The organism is Janthinobacterium sp. GW823-FHT01H08 (assembly GCF_058797855.1).
On the sequence record NZ_CM179504.1, the window covers coordinates 98853 to 120053 of the forward strand.

The following is a 21201-nucleotide window of genomic DNA, read 5'->3' on the forward strand; positions in this document are numbered from 1 at the left end:
GGTATTATGAACGCTCGCCGCGGCGGCGGTAAGTGTCGAGCACGACGGCGGCGACGATCACCAGGCCCGTGACGATGCGTTTCACGGGTTCCGACACGCCCACCTGCGCCAGGCCCGCTTCCAGCACGGAAATGATCAACACGCCGATAAACGTGCTGATGACGGAACCGCGTCCGCCCATCAAGCTCGTGCCGCCGATCACGACGGCGGCGATCACCTGCAATTCCATGCCCACGCCGCCGTTCGGGTCGGCCGCTTCCAGGCGCGACACCTGGAACAGCGCGCCCACGCCGGCGAGGAAACCCATCAAGGCAAACACCAGCACTTTCGACGGTTTTGTGTTGATGCCGGACAAACGCACGGCTTCTTCATTGGTGCCGATGCCGATCCAGTGGCGTCCCAGCACCGTGCGCGTGAGCACCAGGTGGCCAATGACGACGATGGCGATCGAGGCGATGAAGGCGGGCGACAGGCCAAACGCAATCGGCGAGCTGATGCCGTCCACGGCGCTGCCGATGTATTCCGTGCGCGAATTGGTCACCTGATAGGCCATGCCGCGCGCCATTTCCAGCACGCCCAAGGACACGATGAACGAGGGGATGCGCCAGCCGACGGAAATGAGGCCCGTCGTCGCGCCGCACAGGGCGGCGACGAACATGCCCAGCAAAGCCGCGCTCCACACGGGCCAGCCCCAGTGCACGACGGCCAAGGACAGCACGGACGCGGCCAGCGCCATCACGGAACCGACGGACAAATCGATGCCGCCGATGATCAGCACAAAGGTCATGCCGACCGCCATCACGACGAGGGTCGGGATGTTGTTCGACAAAGTGCTGAGGGTAGCCAAAGTAAAAAAGTTTTCGCTGGCAAACGAGAACAGCACGCACATGGCCAGCAAAGCGCCGATCAGGCCCGCATAGTTTTTCAGGTCGGCCAGGCTGCGCTGCAGATACGAAGGAGAGGAGTTGGAGGTCATGGGAATCTTTCCGGCGGATCAGGCCGCAGCTGGAGTGGAGTTGGGGGTCAAATAGCCGGAGAAGGCGGCCGACAGCAGCGCGTCCTGGCTCCAGGCACCGCGCTCGAAGGTGTCGACGATGCTGCCGGCGCTCATGACGGCGATGCGGTCGCAGATCAGCATCAGTTCGCGCAAGTCGCTCGAGACGATGACGAGGCCCTTGCCCTGGCGCGCCTGTTCGGCCAGCACCTGATAAATATCAAACTTGGCGCCGATATCGATGCCGCGCGTGGGTTCGTCGAACAGCATCACGGGGCAGTCGCGGTACAGCCAGCGGGCGATCACGACCTTTTGCTGGTTGCCGCCGGACAGCTCGGCCACCGTTTGCGCGCTGTTGCGCGAACGGATGCCCAGGCGCTGAATATAGTCGTCGGCCACCGTCGCTTCGGCCGCGTCGTTGAGCCAGCCAGCGCCACTGACCGTGTCGAGCGAGGCGAGGGTCGTGTTGACGGCGATCGACTGGCGCAGCAACAAACCTTGTCCCTTGCGGTCTTCCGTGATCATGGCGATGCCGGCCTGCACGGCCGCCTGCGGCGAGTGCAAGGCGGCAGGGACTTCGCTGTCGCCGAGGAACACGTCACCCGCGTCCGCGCGGTCGGCGCCGAAGATCAAACGCAGCAATTCCGTGCGGCCCGAGCCGATGAGGCCGGCGATGCCGAGGATTTCGCCGGCGCGCAAGTCGAACGAGGTCGGCTTGACCACCTTGCCGCGCGCCAAGCCCCGCACGCGCAGCAGCGGCGCCCCTAAGGTGCGGCCGCTCAGGTCGACGGCATCGTCGGCCGAGCGGCCCACCATCAGGCTGACCAGGTCGGCGGCGGAGTGGCCGGCGATATCGTCGTCGCACACGAGCTGGCCATCGCGCAGCACGGCGATGCGGTCGGCCACGCGCTTGAGTTCTTCCAGGCGGTGGGAAATGTAGATGATGCACACGCCGTCGGCCTTCAGGCGTTCGATTTGCAGGAACAGCAATTCCACTTCGCGGTGCGTCAGCATGGCCGTCGGCTCATCTAACACCAGCAAACGGCAGGCGCCAATTAAATTGCGCGCGATTTCGATCATCTGCTGGTGGCCGATACCCAGTTCGCCCACGAGGGTCCACGGATCGAGGCCGCCCAGGCCCACTTTCTCCATCTGTTCGCGCGCGTCGCGTTCGAGACGCGTGCGGTCGATGAAGCCGAAGCGCTGCGGCAGGTTTTTCAGGTACAGGTTTTCCGCGATCGACAGGGTGGGAATCAAATTGAGTTCCTGCATCACCATGCGGATGCCCAGCGCCTCGGCCGCGCCGCGCGAGGCGGGCTGGTAGGGCTTGCCGTCGAGCAGCATCGTGCCCGTGGTCGCTTGCTCCAGGCCGCAGATGATCTTCGACAGGGTGCTTTTACCGGCACCGTTCTCTCCCGTCAGCGCCAGTACCTGGCCGGGGGCGAAACGCAGGCCCACGCCGCCCAGCACGGGGCCGACATAGGACTTGCCGATGTTATCCAGGGTCAATAGAGGGATGGCGGCTGATGGCGCCGGGAGGATGTCGGTGGGCATGATAAAACTCCGCGGAAAAAGGCGGCGGGGCCGGCGCCGCAGCCTCAGGCAGAGACGCGGACGCTGGCCCCGGCGGGATCAGACGATCAGGACTTGGCGCCCTTGGCGACCAGTTCGACCTTGGTTTCGATAACGCCACCGAGATCGGCCTGTTTCTTCTTCTGCGCCAGCGCTTTGAGCACGGTGTCGATGCCGAACACGGCTTGCTGCGAACCGAACTGGTCGGCGGTAGCCAGCACGCGGCCATCGGCCAGCATCGGCTTGATGGCGTTGATGTTGTCGTAGCCGACGACGAGGACTTTGCCCGTCTTGCCGGCCGCCTTGATGGCGGACACGGCGCCGATGGCCATGTTGTCGTTACCGCACAGCAAAGCCTTGATATTCGGGTTGGCGTTCAGCATGGCGGCCGCCACCGTATTGGCGGGGGCGATTTCCCACTGGCCCGACTGCACGCTGACGACCTTGGCACCGGCCGCGTTCATGGCGTCCTGGAAGCCCAGGGTGCGCTGCTGCGCGTTATAGGTGGTGGACACGCCCTCGATGATGCCGACGGGGTCGCCCTTCTTGATCTGCTTGGCCAGGAAGTCGCCGACGACCTTGGCGCCCTTGCGGTTGTCCGGGCCGACGAACGGCACGGTGATGCCCTTCTCTTTCAGCGCGCCCTCGTCGAGCTTGTTGTCGATATTGACGACGATGATGCCTGCGTCGATGGCTTTTTTCAGCACCGGCACCAGCGCCTTCGAGTCGGCCGGGGCGATCACCAGCGCGTTGACGCGCGAGACGATCATTTGCTCGACCAGCTTGATCTGGCTCGACGTATCCGTTTCATCCTTGATGCCGTTCGACAGCAGGTCGTACTTGGCGGCATTGGCCTTCTGATGCGCCTTGGCGCCATTTTCCATGGTCAGGAAAAATTCATTGGCGAGCGACTTCATCACCAGCGCCACCTTCGGTTTGGCAGGCGTCTGCGCCATGGCCGGCACGGCGGGCAAAGCACATACCAGGACAGCGGCGGCAATCATTTTCAGGCGAATACGGGATGTCATGAGCGTCTCCAGAGTTGTTGGTCAAGCACGTGTACTGCATGCTTTTTAGGAAATTCGTTGCGCGCAAACGTTTGCGCGAAGCGAATAGTGCCTCAATGCCCTATTACAGTGCAAGCAAAACTGTATGTGCGGTGCAGCAAAAAGCGGGCGCGACACCGCCGTCCATAGGGCGGCAGCATACTCTTGCACAGGCCACCATATTGGCAAATCGCCTAGAATATAGCCTTCCTCACCTCAGGCCATCCCCATGCACGCAAGCACGCCCGCACCACTACTCGTCCTGTGCATCCCTGGCCCGTGGACAGATCACGATGCACTGCGTCATGCGCTCATGGAGCACGGCGACGGCTATCTGTTGGCGGGGCGGATGCTGATGCACATCGACTCGGGCTTCAGCTGCGCGGTGCTGCACGAAGGCGCCGACGGACGCATGCCGCACGCGTTTGCCGCAGCCGGCTACCACTGGCGTGACACGCCCGCCATGCAGGCGATCGGCACGCACCGCTCGGTGGTGTACCTTGAAGGCGAAGGCGGCGCGCGCGCCAACGCCGAGGCGATGATGCTGGCGGCCGCCTGCCTGCTGCGGGCGGGCGGCCTGGGCGTCAAGGTGGAAAGCAGCGGCAGCGCACATGCGCCGCAGGCTTGGCTGGAGTTTACGCAACATCTGCACCTGGACAGCGCGCATGGAGCGCTGGTGGCCTATGTCGGCGACGCGGACAGCTGCTATACCTGCGGCATGCACAATCTGGGCTTGCACGACGCCATCATCGCGCGCCAGGACAGCGCGGCGCCCGCGCAAGTGCTGCAGGTGTTTACCCGCTATCTGTTCAGCGAAGCGCCCGCCATATTGGACGGCCAGACCTTCCGCGTGGCAGCCGATGCGCCGCGCTACCGCGTGCACGCGGCCGCTGGCCAGCCCTATGCGGACGACGACCTGTTCCGCAACCCTTACGGCATCTGGCGCCTGGTAACGGCCTGATCCGCTGCCGGACGGGCGCTGGCCCACTGCACCGCCAGCACGCTGGCCAGTACCAGCAGCAAGCCCAGCATCGACCAGCCCGTCATGGCCTGGCCCAGCAAGGCCCAGCCCAGCACGACGGCAATCAGGGGACTGAGCAGTCCCAGCGAGGAGACGGCCACGGGCGACAGGCGGGCGATGCCGCGAAACCACAAGGCATACGCCAGCAGCGCGCCGGCCAGGCACAGGTAGGCGTAGGCCAGCACTTGCTGCAAGGACAGCGCCGGCAACGGTGCGTCGGCCAGCCAGGCGACGGGCGCCAGCATCAGGCCGCCGAGCAGCAATTGCCAGCCCGTCAGCGCCAGCACGGGCAAGTCCGGCTTCCAGCGCCGCGTCAGGTAAGTGCCGGCCGCCATGCAGGCCGTGCCGCCCAGCGCGGCGGCAATGCCGACGGGTTCCCACACCGTGCGCGGCGACAACAACAAAACGGCCATGCCGGCCACGCCCAGCACGCTGGCAAGCAAGGCCAGGCGGGCCGGACGGCGCCCTTCCACGCCCCAGGCCAGACCCATCACCAGCAGCGGCTGGATGGCGCCCACCACGGCCGCCAGACCGCCGGGCAGGCGGTAGGCGGCCACGAACAGCAGCGCCTGGAACACGCCGATATTGAGCGCCGACAGGATCAGCACGCGGCCCCAGTCGCGCCGCGCGGGCAGGCGCCGCATGATCAGCAGCAACAGCAGGCCGGCCGGCAGCACGCGGATCAGGGCCGCCGTGAAGGGCCGGTCCGGCGGCAGCAGTTCGGACGTGACGATATACGTGGAACCCCAGATCAGGGGCGCCAGCGCCGTGAGCAGAATATCGCCCCAGGCGGGGCGGACAGAAAAGGCGGACATGTACTATCTCGACATCAAGATAAAAAGCCAGTGTGGGCGCGAACTATCTTGATGTCAAGATAAATTGACGGAGGCACCGGCGCCTGGCGGGCGTAAAAAAGCCCGGCAGGGCCGGGCTTCGGGAATGAGGCAAGGCGGCACTCTGCGCCGCCTGCCCGACGCTTAATCGCGCACGCGCTGCAGCACCGCGACCGGCATGCCGCCGACGGTGAGCGTGGCCACGTTGTTGCTGTTGCTCAGGCTGATCTGCATGGCCATGCCGCCCCCCTCTTCCGAGACGATCGTCACGACATTGCCTTCGGTGGCAAACGTGGCCGTGCTTGCGTTGCCGTTCTCGATAATGCTGTCCTTTGTAAATTCCAGGATTTTGCCCGTCGAGCCCTTCCATTTGCCCACCAGCGGGTGACCGCCAAAGCGGAACAGGCTTTTCAGCTTGTCCAGCATGCCCGCTTCTTGCGCACCCGAGGCATTGCGCATGGCGCCCGCCATGGCCATGGCGGCCTGGTGCAGTTGCGCACGGTCGGTGACTTGCCATTGCTTGTCGACCAGCGCCAGCGGCAGTTGCACTTCCAGGCCGCCGCCCGGCAAGCGTTGCAGGATCTGCGCGCGGTCCGGCGACTTGACGAGCCATGCCGCCTCATCGCTCAGCGCCAGGGTGGCCGTGGCCATCGCCGTCGGCCGCCCGCCCATCTCGCGCACCTGCTCGTAGCCGCTGACCTTGGCCACTTTCACGCCCTTGGCCACGCACAGCTTGTCGCCGCGCAAGGCGGCCTTGCCCGGCGCGGCCAGCGCATAGACGAATTGCGATTGCGCCAGCCAACCGCCGCTGCTTTGTTCGACGGGCGCGTTGTACAAGCCGCCACGCACGAGGATATCGAGCCATTGTCGAGTGGAACTGTCGTACGACGCCACGCGGATTTCTTCCTTCTGGTACGGCAAGTTGGTGAAGCACAGCAGCTTGTCGCGCGCCGCCTCGTCGGCCGCCAGATGGGCATCGATGGCGCGGCCAAAACTGCTGGCCGACGCCGCTTCCGGCGCCAGCAGCCACGCCAGGGCGCCGCCGGCCACGATGACCGCCGCCAGCACGCCGCCGGCGATGACGACTTGGCGCCGCTTCACGCCGGACAGCGCCGGTGTCGCGGCCGGCGCGGGTGCCGGTGATGGGACTGGCGCGGCATTGACGGCCTTGCCGCACTCGTCGCAAAAGCGCGCGTCGGGCGCGTGGGCGGTGCCGCACTGTTTACAGAATTGCGCCATGGTCTGCCTTACTTGAGTTTATGCGCGCATTCGCCGCAGAACACGTCATCGGACGCGACCGGGGCCTTGCAGCTCGGGCAATGCAGGCTGTCAACCGACGCAGCGGCCGGTGCGGCAGGTGTCGCGGCCTGTTCGGCCAGGGCACGCGCGCGTTCACGCGCTTCTTCGGCTTTCTTCTTGACCGTGGCCAGCCCGTCGTTCAGGCTCGCTTCCGAGGCGCTGAAATCGACATTGCGCGTGGCGTTCAGGTAAATGATGCACACACCCTTGGTAAAGATCAGGCCGGGCACCACAGCCGCGGCCGCCATCAGCAAGCCGCCGCCCAGACCGGCTGCGATGATGTAGCCGGAACCGCCACTCAGACCCGAAGCGAGGGAATACATGTTCATCTGGCCGCCCAGGCCCAAGATGCCAGCCGACATGCCGCTGGTCAGCGACACGCCGGTACCGACCACGCCAAAGATCAGCAGCGCCACAAACGTCGTGATCAGGAACAGCAGCACTTCCAGCAGGATCACCGACACCAGCTTGGTGCGCACGATCAGGTTCAGGCGGGCAATGATCTGGAACACGGTGGCTCCCGACCACGCGGCGGGGCCGGCCAGCGGCAGCATCACGTAAAACAGCGCAAACACCAGCACGCCCAGCACGATGGCCGACAGCGGGAAGACCAGCGTGTACAGCACGGGGCCGAGCACGGGGATCTTGCAGACGAACAAAATGATGGCAATGGCGATCATGGCCGCCAGCACGATCAGAAATTCCAGGAACACGACCGCGATCAGGCGGTGGCTCGTGTACAGCGAAACGAGCACGGCATCCACCAGGCTCAAGCCAGGCTGGCCCTGGGCATCGCGCATCAGCAGGATGCCGACGGCGTTGGAGCCGTAAAACATCACGAGGAAGGCCATCAGGCCGCCCAGGAAGCCCAGCAGCACGCTGCTCATGCTGCCGGCGAGCATCGTCAGTACACCACCGACGAGCACGGCGCCGATGAAGGTCAGGGCCAGCAGGGCAATCGCGCGGAAATTCTTGATGGCGTCGGTCGCTTCGATCAGCGAACCGAGCGCGGAGGAAAAGGGAAGAGGTTTAGGTGCTTCTGTGGAAATGGTCATGTCTAGCCTGGATGGGGATAAATCGGGAACGGAACGGCCGGCATGGCCGCCCCGTGGCAATCAGTGTCAGTAAGCGCGGGCCAGTTGCAGGTCGGACGCAGGCGCCTGGCGCTGGACGATCTGCAGCTTGACGTCCTGGCCGCCGACGCGCTTGCTATTCAGGTACAGGGCCGTGCGTACCGGGTAAATGCCCTGCGGCACGCCTTCAGGCATGGGAATCGAGAAGCCGCCCTTGTAGGCGCCGCTGCCGTTATTGCTGCTGACCACCTTGCGCACAGTTTTGATCAAGTCGCCATTGGGCTTGTACAGGCTCAATTCCTCTTCCACCAGCGGGTTCGGATCGCGCGTGCCGGCCGCCACTTCGATATACGAATTGGTCTGCGCCTTCTGGCCCGGACGCACGGACGATGGCGTAAAGCCCGTCTCGTACTTCACCAGCGTCGACTGCTCGGGCAGCTTGCCCTTGTTGGCCACCTTGTAGTCGGCCTGTACCTGCTGCGACGTCTTGACTTGCTGGCTTTGATAATTCAGGGCCACGCAGGCGAGTGCGCCCAGGCTGGCGCCCAGTGCCGCGCCGCGCACGGTATTGTTGCCGCCGCCCAGCAAGCCGCCCACGACGGCGCCGATGCCGGCCAGCATGGCCGTATTGCATTCGCCGCTGCCCGCTTCCGTGCCGGCGGTGGTGGTATTGCCCGTGGCGCCAGGACCGCCCGGTGCGGCGCAACCGGCCAGCATCGAAGACACGACCAGCAGCGCTACCATGGGCTTGGCAATTTGTTTCAAGTTTTTCACGTTATTCTCCGGAAGGATCAAAAATAGGGGGAAGGCAAGCCGCGCGGCTTACTCGATCTGGATTTGCGACAGCGCCTTGTCTTGCGCTTCCTTCGCCTTGCGCTTGATGTCGAGCGCATGGCGGTTGCCCGTGTCCATGCGCAACACGGCATTCGCATTGGCAATGGCGCAGTCGTACTTGCGCTGGCTCATGCAGTGGCTCGCTTCCGACAGGCTGTCCGTGATCACGCTTTCCAGGCCGCTAGTCTGTTTGACAGGCGCCGCTGGCGGTGTCACCTTGACCGGCTTGGCCGGCTTTTCCGCGACGGGAGCCGGTTTTTCCACAGCCGGGGCCGGGGCGGGTGCGGGCACCGGCTCGGGGGCGGGGGCGGGCGCGGCGACAGATGCCGGGGCGGGCGCAGCAGGCGCAACGGCAGGCTCGGCCGCCGTCGCGCCGTCGAGCGCCGGGTCGCTGATGGCCAGCGGCTGCTCGGCGGCAGGCGCAGGTTCCGCCTGCGCGGGCAAGACTGGAACAGCTTCCGGCGCCGGCACTGCCGGCTTGCTTGAGAGAAAATAGTAAGCGCCCGCACCGCCCAGCAGTACTACTGCGGCGACGGCTGCAGCGATCAGTTTCATGCGGCTGCCCGCCGCTGGGCTGTCACTTGGCGTGTCGGCCACGGGAGCTGGCGCTGGTGCGGGTTCCAGTACGGGTGCGGGTGCGGGTGCGGGTGCGGGTGCGGGTGCAGGATCGGCACGGCGCTTTTCCAGCACGGGCGGTGGCGGCGGTGGCGGCGGTGGCGCGACCGGCTCCGGGATGAAGACGGGAACGGGTTCCGGAACAGCTTGCGCGACCATTTCTGCCACTGGAGCGGGCTCAGGAACGACCACACTCACTGGTTCAGGAATCGGCGCCGGCACAGGTGCCGCAACAGGTTCTGGCGGCAGCACTGGCGCCACGGCAAAGCTGAACGCGCATTTGGGGCAGAACTTGGCGTCGGGCTTGCAATCATGGCCGCACTGGCCACAGGATTTGCCCGGCACGGCAGCGGCGGCGGTCGTGGCGGCGGCAAGCGTGGTGCCGCAGGAAGAACAGAATTTGGCGCCCGGCTTATTCTCGGCTTGGCAGGAAAGGCATTTCAATTGGCATCTCTTTTCATATCAACGCTGGGAGTCGCGTACGCTGGCGCTTGCCAGAAAGGCAGCATTGTTGCCGTACGGCTAAATATCCAACGAGTATATTTTCAAACACCAAGTTGCCACAAGGGAAAATTGCCTTTTGCTCTATTCAATTTTTAAATATTGGTAAAAATCCCGCCGCCACGGCGGTTTGCCGCCCCATCTTGGTGCGCCCATAGCAAAAAACCCGGCAACGCAGTACGCGTTGCCGGGTTTTTCAAAGGATGCCCGAGAGCCGAAGACTATCTACTTGCGTCCACCCCGTGCCGGCGCGGCATGGCCGCCCTTGGCTGGCGGCTTGCTGCCACGGCCCATCGGCACGGCGGCCGGCTTGGCCTTCGTCTTGATGGTCGACAGAATCGATGGACGCACTTTCGACTCGGCGGCCGACGCTTTGGGCGCCGCTGCCGTGCCGCCCAGGGCGATGCGGTTCTTGCCCGGCGTGACCTTGAACTTGTCCGGCGTGCCGGCGCCATGCGTCTGGCGGCTGCGTTCGCCTGCGGCCAGGCCGCCCGATTCCGACGACGTCCAGGCCGGTATCAAGTGCTTGTCGCCATTGCCGATCAAGTCGCCACGGCCCATGTTGACCAGCGCTTCGCGCAAGATCGGCCAGTTGGCCGGGTCCTGGTAACGCAGGAAGGCTTTATGCGTGCGGCGGATCTTGCCGCTACGGGCCGTTTCCACCACTTCCGAGTCGGCTGTCACCTTGCGCAGCGGATTCTTGCGCGTGTGGTACATCGTCGTGGCCATGGCCATCGGCGTGGGCATGAAGGTCTGTACCTGGTCCAGCTTGAAATTGTTTTTCTTCAGCCACAGGGCCAGGTTCAGCATGTCCAGGTCCGTCGTACCCGGATGGGCGGCGATGAAATACGGGATCAGGTATTGCTTCTTGCCCGCTTCCAGCGAAAAACGGTCGAACATTTCCTTGAATTCGTCGTAGGCGCCGATGCCGGGCTTCATCATCTTCGACAAGGTGCCCTCTTCCGTGTGCTCAGGGGCGATCTTCAACAGGCCGCCCACATGGTGCGTGACCAGTTCCTTCACGTACTCGGGCGAACGCACGGCCAGGTCGTAGCGCAAGCCCGAACTGATCAGCACTTTCTTGATGCCGGGAATGGCGCGCGCCTTGCGGTACAGGGAAATGAGCTTGCTGTGGTCCGTGCCCAGGTTCACGCAGATGGACGGGTACACGCAGGACAGGCGGCGGCACGACACTTCGATCTCTTTTTCCTTGCAGGCCAGGCGGTACATATTCGCCGTCGGGCCGCCCATATCGGAAATGGTACCCGTAAAGCCTTTGGTTTTATCGCGGATATGCTCAATCTCGCGCAGGATCGACGGTTCCGAACGGCTCTGGATGATGCGGCCTTCATGTTCCGTGATCGAGCAGAAGGTGCAGCCGCCGAAGCAGCCGCGCATGATGTTGACGGAAAAGCGGATCATTTCCCAGGCGGGGATATGCGCCTTGCCATAGCTCGGGTGCGGGGCGCGCGCGTAATTCATGTCGTACACGCCATCCATCTCGTCCATGGCCAGCGGCAGCGGCGGCGGATTGAGCCACACGTCGCGCTCGCCGTGCGCCTGCACCATGGCGCGCGCATTGCCGGGATTCGATTCCAGGTGGAACACGCGCGACGCGTGCGCATACATGACGGGGTCATCCTTGACGACGTCGTAGGCGGGCAGGCGCACGACCGTCTTGTCGTGCTTTTCCTTGGCCATGGCCAGGCGCTCTTCGCGGCTCATGATGCGGATGGGCTTGATGACTTCGGCCGACTTGGAGGCGTTTTCCGTGGCGCAGGCGGTCTTGTCTTCCTGCACCATCTCGTACGGGCTGTAGTGCGGGTCGATCTTGCCGGGCACGTCGACGCGGGTGGAATTGTGCACGCCCCAGTCGTCGCCGGGCAGCCAGCCGGCCGGCACCATGAAGGCCGTGCCGCGCAAGTCGCGGATATCCTTGATGTTTTCGCCGGCGGCCAGGCGGTGGGTCAGGTCGACCAGCGCCCGCTCGGCATTACCGAAAATCAGCAAATCGGCCTTGGAATCGGGCAAGACGGAACGGCGGACCTTGTCCGACCAGTAATCGTAATGGGCGATGCGGCGCAGGGACGCTTCGATGCTGCCGATGACGATGGGCACGTCGGAATACGCTTCGCGCGCGCGCTGGGCGTACACGGTGACGGCGCGGTCCGGGCGCTTGTTCGGTTCGGCATTGGCCGTGTAGGCGTCGTCGGAGCGGATCTTGCGGTCAGCCGTGTACTGGTTGACCATGGAATCCATGTTGCCGGCGGTAATGCCGTAGTACAGGCGCGGCTTGCCGAGGATGCGGAAGGCGTCGGCTGACAGCCAGTCGGGCTGGCTGATGATGCCGACGCGATAACCCTGCGCTTCGAGCAGGCGGCCGACCAGGGCCATGCCGAAACTCGGATGGTCGATGTAGGCGTCGCCCGTGACGAGGATGACGTCGCACTGGTCCCAGCCCAGCGCGTCCATCTCGGCACGCGACATCGGCAGGAAAGGCGCCACGGCAGCGCGGGCAGACCGCTTGGGAACGGTCGCAAATAAATTGGTAGGGGAGCTCATAGGGTACGGATTGTACCGGAATTGGCCATTTCCAACCTGACGGCCTGCTTTTTACTGTTGGATTTCAGTACAAAAAACGTTTATTTTTCAATTACTTGGGAGAAACGGGGCGGCCCCGTCGGGGCAATGCGGCCCAGTGGGACGCATTGCGATCGCGTAGCGACTGACCCCGATCAGATACCCATGTTGGCTAAAATTTCACCCAATTCGCGTAAGGCCGGCTCCAGTTTCGGATGCTTGACGGCGAACTTGGCCGACAATTCCTGGCTACGCTCGGCCAGCCCATAGGTGGTCGACTCTTCTTCCTGCTCCTGCGCGGCGCGCTTTTCCATCAGCAACTTGATGTCGACATCGAGTTTTTGCAGCAAACCATGCAGTTCTTCATCGACGGGGCCGCTGGTTTCCAGCGTCGAATGCAGTTGTTGCAGCGATTCCTTGAGTTTGCTATCCATGTTTTTTCCTGTCAGTCAGTAAATTGCGTGTCCAGGTACAGCTGTTCCACCTTGCTCCTGGCCCACGGGGTCTTGCGCAAAAACTTCAGGCTCGACTTGATGCTGGGATCGCTGATGAAGCAATTGATATCGATGTGCTTGGCCAAGCCGTCCCAACCGTAGTGGGCGTGCAGGCGCGTCACGATACCTTCCAGGGTAATGCCATTCAAATCTTGCTGACTCATATACTCTTTCAACTGCCTTCTTGTTTACATCTTACTCAATTCTACGCCGCCGGCACGGAAAGCTTGCGTGCGCCATGTCAACGCAACGCAAGCTTCTGACGAGGACGCCTTACTTGGCGTTCAAGCCCCGGCGTTCCAGCAATGGTTCCACGGTGGCGTCGCGGCCGCGGAAGTCGCGGAACAGCTGCAGCGCATCGACGCTGCCGCCGCGCGACAGCAATTTGCTGCGGAACCAGTCGCCGTTCTTGCGCGTCAGGCCGCCGTTTTCCTTGAACCAGTTGACCGATTCCGCGTCCAGCTTTTCCGACCACAGGTAGGCGTAATACGCGGCCGAGTAGCCGCCCGAGAAGCTGTGCGAGAAATACGTGGTGCGGTAGCGCGGCGGCACGGGCGCGTAGTCGACACCCGCGTCTTTCAACGATGCCGCTTCAAAGGCCAGCACGTCCGTCGGGATCTGGCTTGGCGCCAGCTGGTGCCAGCGCTGGTCCAGCAAGGCCGCCGACAGGTATTCCGTCGTCATGAAACCCTGGTTGAATTTCTTCGCCGCCGTGACCTTGTCGAGCAATTCCTGCGGCATGGCCGCGCCGCTCTGGTAGTGCTTGGCATAGTTTTGCAGCACTTCCGGCCAGACGGCCCACATTTCATTGACTTGCGACGGGTACTCGACGAAGTCGCTCGGCACGCTGGTGCCGGCAAAGCGCGGGTATTTCACGTTCGAAAACATGCCGTGCAGCGCATGGCCGAATTCGTGGAACATGGTCGTCACTTCATCAAACGTCAATAAGGTCGGCTGGCCGGCGGGCGGCTTCGGAATATTCAACTGGTTGGCGACGACGGGATGCGTGCCCATCAGCGATGATTGCGACACGTATTCATTCATCCACGCGCCGCCATGCTTGTTGCCGCGCGCATAGAAGTCGGCGATGAACAGGGCCAGCGGCTTGCCGTTGGCATCCAGAACGTCGTAGACGCGCACGTCCGAGTTGTATACCGGCAAGTCCTTACGCTCCTTGAAGCTGATGCCGTACAACTTATTGGCGGCAAAGAAGACGCCGTTGTTCAGCACGCTGTTCAATTCCAGGTACGGTTTCAGCTCGTTTTCATCGAAATTGAAACGCTGCTTGCGCAGCTTGTCCGTGTAGATGGCCCAGTCGGCCGCTGCCACCTGGAAACCGCCTTTTTCTGCATCGACCACTTGCTGCAGGTCGGCCGCTTCGCGGCGCGCATTCGCGACGGCCGGTTTCGCCAGTTCCGACAGCAGGGTGTTGACGGCCGTCGTGGTCTTGGCCGTCTGGTCTTCCAGCGCATACGCGGCGTAGTTGGCGTACCCGAGCAAGGTCGCCCGTTCGGCGCGCAGTTTGGCCAGTTTCAGCACGATGGCGCGGTTGTCGAACTCGCCGCCCTGGCTGCCGCGGTTCAGCGAGGCATCCATCAAACGCTGGCGTGTCTTGCGATCCGTCAATACGGCCAGCGGCGGCTGGCCGCTGGTGTTGACGAGGGCGATGACGAACTTGCCCGTCAAGCCCCGTTCCTTGGCGGCCGCGGCAGCCGTGTCGATATCGCTGTCCGTCATGCCGGCCAGCTCGGCACGGGTGTCGACGACGATGCTCTTGGCATTCGTTTCCTTCAGCACGTTTTGCGCGAAGGCCGTTTCCAGGCCCGCCTGCTCGGCGTTATAGGCTTTCAGTTTTTCCTTGTCCGCATCGGACAGCTTGGCGCCGGCGCGCACGAAATCCGTGTGATAGCGCTCGAGCAGGCGCAGGGATTCGGCATCGAGGCCCAGCTTGTCGCGCTTGGCGTACAGGGTGTCGATGCGGGCAAACAGTTTCGGGTTCAGCGTGATGGCGTCGCCATGCGCGGCCAGTTTCGGCGACACGTCCACTTCCACCGCTTCCAGCACGGCATTGGTATTGGTCGAGGTCATGTTGCTGAAGATGCTCTGCACGCGGTGCAGCAGCTGTCCCGTGCGCTCGAGGGCCACGATGGTGTTTTCAAACGTGGCCGGCTGGCGGTTGTTGGCAATCGCATTGACTTCGGCCAGCTGGCGTTTCATGCCTTCGGCAAACGCCGGCGCATAGTGACCATCCTTGATCAGGCCGAACTGCGGCATCTGGAACGGCAGCGGGCTCACTTTGAGCAGGGGATTCTGGGCGCTGACGGCGGCGGCAGGTGCAGCGGCGGCGGCCATGGCGGATGGGGCGGCGTGGGCCAGCATGACGCTGGCGGCGATGACGAGCAGTTGTGGACGGATCATGACATCTTTCAGGAAGCGCGGGGAAGAACCGCGATCGCGTCGCGGGCCAGTGGCAGATCATAGCAGCCTGTCACACAGGCGTCATCCAACATGGGCGATCCTGTGGTGCAGCACGCCAAATGCGCTGTTTACCACGGTTTACAGGCAAAATCCCCAAATAAAAATGGCCGCCAATTGCTTGGCAGCCATTTTTTCATTGACCCGGCCTTGACGCCGGAATCACCCGATTACTTGCCGTTCAAGCCACGGCGTTCCAGCAGCGGCTCGATCTTCGCATCGCGGCCGCGGAAGTTGCGGTAGATGTCGAGCGCGTCGGCGCTGCCGCCGCGCGATAGCAGTTGATTGCGGAACCAGTCGCCGTTCTTGCGCGTCAGGCCGCCGTTTTCCTTGAACCACTCGACCGTGTCGGCATCGAGCTTTTCCGACCACAGATACGCGTAGTAGCCGGCCGAATAACCGCCCGCGAACGCGTGCGAGAAATACGTGGTGCGGTAGCGCGGCGGCGCCGGGGCGAAATCGACGCCCGCTTCCGTCAAGGCGGTTTTTTCAAACGCCAGCACGTCGGTGGGGATCTGTGCCGGGGTCAGCTGGTGCCAGCGCTGGTCCAGCAGGGCCGAGGCCAGGTATTCCGTGGTTTTATAGCCCTGGTTGAAATTGTCGGCCGCCGTCACTTTCGCCAGCAGTTCGGCCGGAATGGCCGCGCCCGTCTGGTAGTGCTTGGCGTAGTTTTGCAGCACTTCCGGCCACAGCGCCCACATTTCATTGACTTGCGACGGGTATTCGACGAAGTCGCGCGGCACGCTGGTGCCGGCGAAGCGCGGGTATTTCACGTTCGAAAACATGCCGTGCAGCGCATGGCCGAATTCGTGGAACATGGTGTTGACTTCGTCAAACGTCATCAGGGTCGGCTGGCCCGCTTCCGGTTTCGGAATGTTGAGGTTATTCGCGATCACCGGCTTGCGGTTCAGCAAGGTCGACTGGCCCACGTAGGCATTCGCCCAGGCGCCGCCGCGCTTGTTGCTGCGCGCGTAAGGGTCGAGCGTAAAGATGGCCAATTGCGTACCGTCTTCATTGAAGACGTCGTACACCAGCATGTCGGACGTGTAGACGGGCAAATCGGTGCGCTGCTTGAAAGTGAGGCCGTACAACTTGCCGGCGGCAAAGAACACGCCCTTGGTCAGCACGCTGTGCATTTCAAAGTACGGTTTCAACTGATTTTCATCAAAGTTGTAGCGTTCGGCGCGCACCTTGTCGCTGTAGAAGGCCCAGTCGGCGGCGCCCACCTTGAAGCCGCCTTTGCCCGCATCGATGACCTTCTGGATATCGTCCGCTTCGCGGCGCGCGTTGACGACGGCCGGCTTCGCCAACTCGCCCAGCAGGGCGTTGACGGCGGTGGTGTCGTGCGCCGTCTGGTCTTCCAGCGAGTAGGCCGCGTAGTTCGGGTAGCCCATCAGCGCGGCACGTTCGGCGCGCAGCTTTGCCAGTGCCAGCACTTCCTCGGTGTTGTCGAACTCGCCGCCACGGCTGCCGCGCGCTTGCGATGCCGCCATGATGCGTTCGCGCACGGCGCGGTTGGTCAGCAGCGACAGCGGCGCCTGGCCCGTCGTGTTGACGAGGGCGATCACGTATTTGCCATCGAGGCCGCGCTTCTTGGCCAGGCCGGCAGCCACTTCGATGGCGGCCGGCGACAGGCCGTCGAGTTCTTCGCGCGTATCGACGACGACGGCCGAAGCGTTCAATTCCTTCAGTACATTTTGTGCGAACTTGGTCGACAGGGCAGCCAGCTGGCCGTTGTAGGCGCGCAGCTTTTCCTTGTCCGCCGCCGACAGCTTGGCGCCGGCGCGGACAAAATCGGTGTGGTAGCGTTCCAGCAGGCGTTTCGATTCCGAATCCAGACCCAGCTTGTCGCGCTTGGCGTACAGGGTGTCGATGCGCTGGAAAAGCTTGTCGTTGAGCATGATCGCGTCGCTGTGGGCCGCCATCTTCGGCGCCAGTTCGCGTTCCAGGCCCTGGATCGTGTCATTCGTGTTGGAACCGGACATCACGGAAAACACGGTGCGCACGCGGCTCAGCAGTTGGCCCGAGCGTTCCATGGCGACGATGGTGTTGTCGAACGTGGCCGCTTTCTTGTTATTCGCAATCGCGTTGATTTCCGCCAGGTTGGCGGCCATGCCTGCCGTAAAGGCGGGCGCGTAGTCGGCGTCCTGCACCTTGTCGAACGGCGGATACTGGAATGGCAGGCTGCTCGCTTGCGCAAACGGGTTCGAGGCGGGCAAGGCGGCGGTAGCGGCGGGCACGGTGGTAGCGGCGGTGGCGGCAAAAGCGGCGGCGGCTGGCGCCAGCATCAGGCTGGCGGCGATGACGAGCATTGTAGGACGGGTCATGTCTTCTTTCAAGGAACGCAAGAGAGCCGCGATTGTGTCGCGGGCCAGCCTGAAATAATAACAGCCTGACACACTTGCGTCACCAGCAACTACCGGTGGTAGCGCGCCTGCCAGTAATGAACGGTTTTCATGCGCCCCGCACTACGATGCCGATTTAATAATGCGGCGGACGTTCGTTGACCAGCCCGCCATTCGCCTGCTGCGCCCCGTCGCGCACATGCTCGCCCAGCTTGTGCAGCATCGCTTCCAGCTGGTCGATGCGCTTGCCCTGCTGGTACACCATCTGGTTCAGCGACTCGACCAGATCTTCCTGCTGCGCCAGCTTGATTTCAATATCGACGAAACGTGTTTCCATCTGTTCTGCATTGTCCATGGTGCTCTCGGTGATTCCTGACTGAAAGCGGCATTCTACCGCCGCAACGGCGTGAGCCAGGACAAACTCCCTCCATTCGCCGCCGGACGGGCCCCGATTTCTGTTTATTCTTCCTGGATGGGCTCAAGCCGCTTGACGAATGAGAACAAACGATTACAATGAACACACCAGCGCCACCAGAACCAGTGCTGATCGATACGCGCAAGACGGCCGAATACCGGCGCTGGGAAGATTCCCTGCACGATGTGGCGGCGGCCGCCATCGATGCGCGCATCAAGCACTTACAGCACGGTAAGAAGGGCGACTGGCGGTCAGTGGGCGAAGGCGTGTGCGAACTGCGTTTTTTACAGACGGGACCCGGCTGGCGCGTGTACTTTCACGAAACCAACCTGGGCACCCTGATCTTGCTGCTGCTGGGTGGCAACAAATCGAGCCAGCAGCGCGACATCAAACAGGCGCAAGCGATACTCAAGGACTTGAAAGCCCGGCAAGCGGCCCTGAAGAAAGCGGCGGCGGCATCCACAGGAGCACGAAAGAAATGAACCAACATATCGACCATGACACCTTCGACCTCGACGACCTGGAAGCCTTAGGCCTGAGCAAATTTGATCCGACGCAACACCTGACCAGCAAGGCCGCCGTGGCCGCCTACATGAGCGAAATCGTCGCCACCGGCAATGCCGAACTGTTCCAGTCGGCCATGAACGACGTGGTGCGCGCGTACGGCATGGGCAAGGTGGCGGCCCGGGCCGACATCACGCGCGAAGGCGCATATAAAGCCTTGCGCGAAGGCAGCAAGCCGCGCTTTGAAACCATTTTGAAGATGCTCGATGCGCTGGGCATGCAGCTGGCCATCGTGCCCAAAACCACGCCCGACAGCACCGTGGAAGCGTGAACGCTGCTTAAGCCTTCGGCGCGGCCAGCAAGGCCTTCATGCGCGCCAGGCGTTCTTTCGGCGAAATCACTTCCGCCTCCGTCGGCACCGCATCGCCCACGTCGAGTTGCATTTCCTTGATGAAGCGCGACGGGTCGCAATGGACTTGCTCGCCCGCCCGCTTGCGCTTCTTGCACCAGGTGACGTGCAAGGTGCGCTGCGCGCGCGTGATGCCCACATACATCAGCCGCCGCTCTTCCTGGATACGCGCGGCGATGGTTTCGGCCGGCGCGTCAGGATCGCCCTTGTGCGGCAAGATCCCCTCTTCCACGCCAACGAGAAATACGTGCGGAAACTCCAGCCCTTTCGACGCGTGCAGGGTGGACATGCGCACGGCGTCCTGCTCTTCGTCCTTGCCCTCGAGCATGGTCATCAGGGCCACCATCTGCGTCAGTTCCAGCACGTTCTTTTCTTCGCCATCGCGGTCCTTGCCGCCCCTGCCCCGTTCCTTGAGCCAGTTGACGAATTCGAGCACGTTCTGCCACTTGCTTTGCGCTTGCCGTTCCTCGAAGGCGTCATACAGATACGATTCGTAGTGGATTTCCTTCATCATGTCGTCCAGCACTTCGGCCGCGTTGTCGCCGCTGCCGGCAGCGCCGGGACGGCTGGCGCGCGACTCGAGGTCGTTGATGAAGTTGCAGAAGTCGCGCAGCGGTCCCAGCTGGCGATCCGTCAGCTTGGCCTCGATGCCGCCCTTGAACACGGCCTGGAACAGCGAGCACTGCCACTGCCCCGAGAATGCGCCCAGCACCTCCAGCGTCGACTGGCCCACGCCACGGCGCGGCGTCGTCACGGCGCGAATGAAGGCCGGGTCGTCGTCTTCGTTGGCCAGCAAACGCAGGTAGCTGATGATGTCCTTGATCTCGGCCTTATCAAAAAAACTCTGGCCGCCCGAGATCGTGTACGGGATGCGCTCCTTGCGCAGACACTGCTCGATGATGCGCGCCTGGTGGTTGCCCCGGTACAAAATCGCGTAATCGGAAAATTTGTTCTTGCGCTCGAAATGGTCGGCCGAGATCATGATGGCGACCTGCTCCGCCTCCTGCTCGTCCGTCTGCATGCCCAGCACCTTGATCGGCTCGCCCAGGCCGTGTTCCGACCACAGCGACTTTTCAAACAGTTTCGGGTTGTTGCCGATGACGGCATTGGCCGCATTGAGCACGCGCATGGTGGAGCGGTAATTCTGCTCGAGCTTGATCACCCTCAAATCGGGGAAATCCGTTTCCAGCGTTTTTAAATTTTCCACCGTGGCGCCGCGCCACGCATAGATCGCCTGGTCGTCGTCGCCCACGGCCGTAAACATCGGCTTCTTGCCGATGCCCGTCACCATCAATTTGACCAGTTCGTACTGGCAGGTGTTCGTATCCTGGTATTCGTCGACGAGCAGATAGCGCAAACGGCGCTGCCACTTGTCGCGCACAGGGCCGTTGTTGCGGAACAGTTCCACGGGCAAGCGGATCAGATCGTCAAAATCGACGGCCTGGTAGGCGGAGAGCGTGGCCACATAGCTGCGGTAGATGCGCGCCGCGTTGGCTTCATCTTCATCCTTGGCTTGCGCCAGCGCCATGTCCGGATCGATCAGGCCATTTTTCCACAGCGACATGGCATTCTGGATGCCGCGGATCACCTGTTTATCGGTGGTAATGGCGAGGTCTTGCACGAGGGAAAAACAGTCGTCGCTGTCCATGATGGAAAAGCGATCCTTGAGGCCCACGCCATTGGCTTCCTGGCGCAGGATTTTCACGCCCAGCGAGTGAAAGGTCGACACCGTCAACTGCTTGGCCTGGCGCGGCTGTTTCAATAATTTGGCGATGCGTTCCTGCATTTCCAGCGCCGCCTTGTTGGTGAAGGTCAGCGCGGCAATGGTGCGCGGGTCATAACCCCGGTCTTCGATCAGATGGGCGATCTTTTGCGTGATCACGCGCGTCTTGCCCGAACCGGCGCCCGCCAGCACCAGGCAAGGGCCGTCGAGGTAGGTAACCGCTTCGCTTTGGGGCGCATTCAGACCGAACTGTGGTGCTTTGGACATCAGGGTATTTCCGCAGGGAACAGCAGCCCATTGTAACAGCGTCGCGCAGCCTATTTGCATGGCGGAGCATGCCCGAAAAACAGGCAATGGCATTGATATATCGCCATATGCCGCCATCTTGGCCGATGCAATGCGTGCGGCGATGCCACGCCTGGAGTACCATTCCGCCTATATCGCCCGTGCGCGCCCACTTACCGAATG

General features: G+C 62.9%; 18 protein-coding genes and 1 pseudogene. 3 read left to right on the forward strand and 16 right to left on the reverse strand.

The window, feature by feature from the left end:
- Positions 1 to 4: 4 nt before the first annotated feature.
- The 3 genes from AC3RCG_RS00415 to AC3RCG_RS00425 all read right to left on the reverse strand — a co-directional run bounded on the left by AC3RCG_RS00415 (position 5) and on the right by AC3RCG_RS00425 (position 3594).
- Positions 5 to 976, reverse strand: a complete 972-nt coding sequence (locus AC3RCG_RS00415; RefSeq protein WP_070312235.1) for an ABC transporter permease — start codon at positions 974 to 976, stop codon at positions 5 to 7.
- 18 nt (positions 977 to 994) lie between these two features.
- The gene (locus AC3RCG_RS00420) at positions 995 to 2548 is read right to left on the reverse strand and encodes a sugar ABC transporter ATP-binding protein (RefSeq protein ID WP_121670693.1); all 1554 of its coding nucleotides are present in this window, start codon (positions 2546 to 2548) and stop codon (positions 995 to 997) included.
- An 86-nt stretch (positions 2549 to 2634) separates the two neighbouring features.
- Positions 2635 to 3594 (reverse strand): sugar ABC transporter substrate-binding protein, encoded by a 960-nt coding sequence (locus AC3RCG_RS00425; RefSeq protein ID WP_070219455.1) that lies wholly within the window; start codon positions 3592 to 3594, stop codon positions 2635 to 2637.
- A gap of 247 nt (positions 3595 to 3841) precedes the next feature.
- On the opposite strand from AC3RCG_RS00425, the gene AC3RCG_RS00430 reads away from it, so the two are divergent.
- Positions 3842 to 4573, forward strand: a complete 732-nt coding sequence (locus tag AC3RCG_RS00430) for a hypothetical protein (RefSeq protein ID WP_492404921.1) — start codon at positions 3842 to 3844, stop codon at positions 4571 to 4573.
- Here AC3RCG_RS00430 and AC3RCG_RS00435 read toward each other — a convergent pair.
- The 12 genes and pseudogenes from AC3RCG_RS00435 to AC3RCG_RS00490 all read right to left on the reverse strand — a co-directional run bounded on the left by AC3RCG_RS00435 (position 4543) and on the right by AC3RCG_RS00490 (position 18037).
- A complete protein-coding gene (locus AC3RCG_RS00435; RefSeq protein WP_492404919.1) occupies positions 4543 to 5448 on the reverse strand; it encodes an EamA family transporter in 906 nt (301 codons plus the stop codon). The two genes, AC3RCG_RS00430 and AC3RCG_RS00435, sit on opposite strands and share 31 nt — an antisense overlap.
- Before the next feature lie 162 nt (positions 5449 to 5610).
- Positions 5611 to 6705 carry a zinc-ribbon domain-containing protein gene (locus AC3RCG_RS00440; protein WP_492404917.1) on the reverse strand — a complete coding sequence of 365 codons (1095 nt, stop codon included), beginning with the start codon at positions 6703 to 6705 and terminating at the stop codon, positions 5611 to 5613.
- Positions 6706 to 6713: 8 nt separating this feature from the next.
- A complete protein-coding gene (locus AC3RCG_RS00445) occupies positions 6714 to 7820 on the reverse strand; it encodes a zinc ribbon domain-containing protein (protein ID WP_070312244.1) in 1107 nt (368 codons plus the stop codon).
- A 66-nt stretch (positions 7821 to 7886) separates the two neighbouring features.
- Positions 7887 to 8612 carry a hypothetical protein gene (locus tag AC3RCG_RS00450; protein ID WP_070219459.1) on the reverse strand — a complete coding sequence of 242 codons (726 nt, stop codon included), beginning with the start codon at positions 8610 to 8612 and terminating at the stop codon, positions 7887 to 7889.
- Positions 8613 to 8660: 48 nt separating this feature from the next.
- Positions 8661 to 9455 carry a hypothetical protein gene (locus AC3RCG_RS00455; protein WP_492404942.1) on the reverse strand — a complete coding sequence of 265 codons (795 nt, stop codon included), beginning with the start codon at positions 9453 to 9455 and terminating at the stop codon, positions 8661 to 8663.
- Between the two features lie 168 nt (positions 9456 to 9623).
- A pseudogene (locus AC3RCG_RS00460) lies at positions 9624 to 9731 on the reverse strand (zinc-ribbon domain-containing protein); the annotation flags it as partial.
- 282 nt (positions 9732 to 10013) lie between these two features.
- On the reverse strand, positions 10014 to 12275 hold the full coding sequence (locus AC3RCG_RS00465; RefSeq protein ID WP_492404939.1) for a YgiQ family radical SAM protein: 2262 nt from the start codon (positions 12273 to 12275) through the stop codon (positions 10014 to 10016).
- Positions 12276 to 12523: 248 nt separating this feature from the next.
- Positions 12524 to 12802 (reverse strand): DUF4404 family protein, encoded by a 279-nt coding sequence (locus AC3RCG_RS00470; RefSeq protein ID WP_034753883.1) that lies wholly within the window; start codon positions 12800 to 12802, stop codon positions 12524 to 12526.
- An 11-nt stretch (positions 12803 to 12813) separates the two neighbouring features.
- The gene (locus AC3RCG_RS00475) at positions 12814 to 13026 is read right to left on the reverse strand and encodes a VF530 family protein (protein ID WP_071326083.1); all 213 of its coding nucleotides are present in this window, start codon (positions 13024 to 13026) and stop codon (positions 12814 to 12816) included.
- A gap of 109 nt (positions 13027 to 13135) precedes the next feature.
- Positions 13136 to 15280, reverse strand: a complete 2145-nt coding sequence (locus AC3RCG_RS00480; RefSeq protein WP_492404914.1) for a M3 family metallopeptidase — start codon at positions 15278 to 15280, stop codon at positions 13136 to 13138.
- A gap of 227 nt (positions 15281 to 15507) precedes the next feature.
- On the reverse strand, positions 15508 to 17664 hold the full coding sequence (locus AC3RCG_RS00485) for a M3 family metallopeptidase (RefSeq protein WP_492404912.1): 2157 nt from the start codon (positions 17662 to 17664) through the stop codon (positions 15508 to 15510).
- A gap of 154 nt (positions 17665 to 17818) precedes the next feature.
- Positions 17819 to 18037, reverse strand: a complete 219-nt coding sequence (locus AC3RCG_RS00490; protein ID WP_070290273.1) for a SlyX family protein — start codon at positions 18035 to 18037, stop codon at positions 17819 to 17821.
- Positions 18038 to 18195: 158 nt separating this feature from the next.
- Here AC3RCG_RS00490 and AC3RCG_RS00495 point away from each other — a divergent pair, with 158 nt between their 5' ends.
- Both AC3RCG_RS00495 and AC3RCG_RS00500 read left to right on the forward strand, forming a co-directional pair.
- Entirely contained in the window at positions 18196 to 18579 is a 384-nt protein-coding gene (locus tag AC3RCG_RS00495) for a type II toxin-antitoxin system RelE/ParE family toxin (RefSeq protein ID WP_492404910.1), read from the forward strand.
- Positions 18576 to 18932: an addiction module antidote protein gene (locus tag AC3RCG_RS00500; protein ID WP_070219611.1), complete on the forward strand. Its 357-nt coding sequence runs from the start codon at positions 18576 to 18578 to the stop codon at positions 18930 to 18932. The genes AC3RCG_RS00495 and AC3RCG_RS00500 overlap by 4 nt, the downstream gene beginning before the upstream one ends.
- 7 nt (positions 18933 to 18939) lie before the next feature.
- Here AC3RCG_RS00500 and AC3RCG_RS00505 read toward each other — a convergent pair whose 3' ends face one another.
- Positions 18940 to 21000, reverse strand: coding sequence for a UvrD-helicase domain-containing protein (locus tag AC3RCG_RS00505; RefSeq protein WP_070219613.1), 2061 nt, complete (start codon positions 20998 to 21000; stop codon positions 18940 to 18942).
- Between the last annotated feature and the right edge of the window lie 201 nt (positions 21001 to 21201).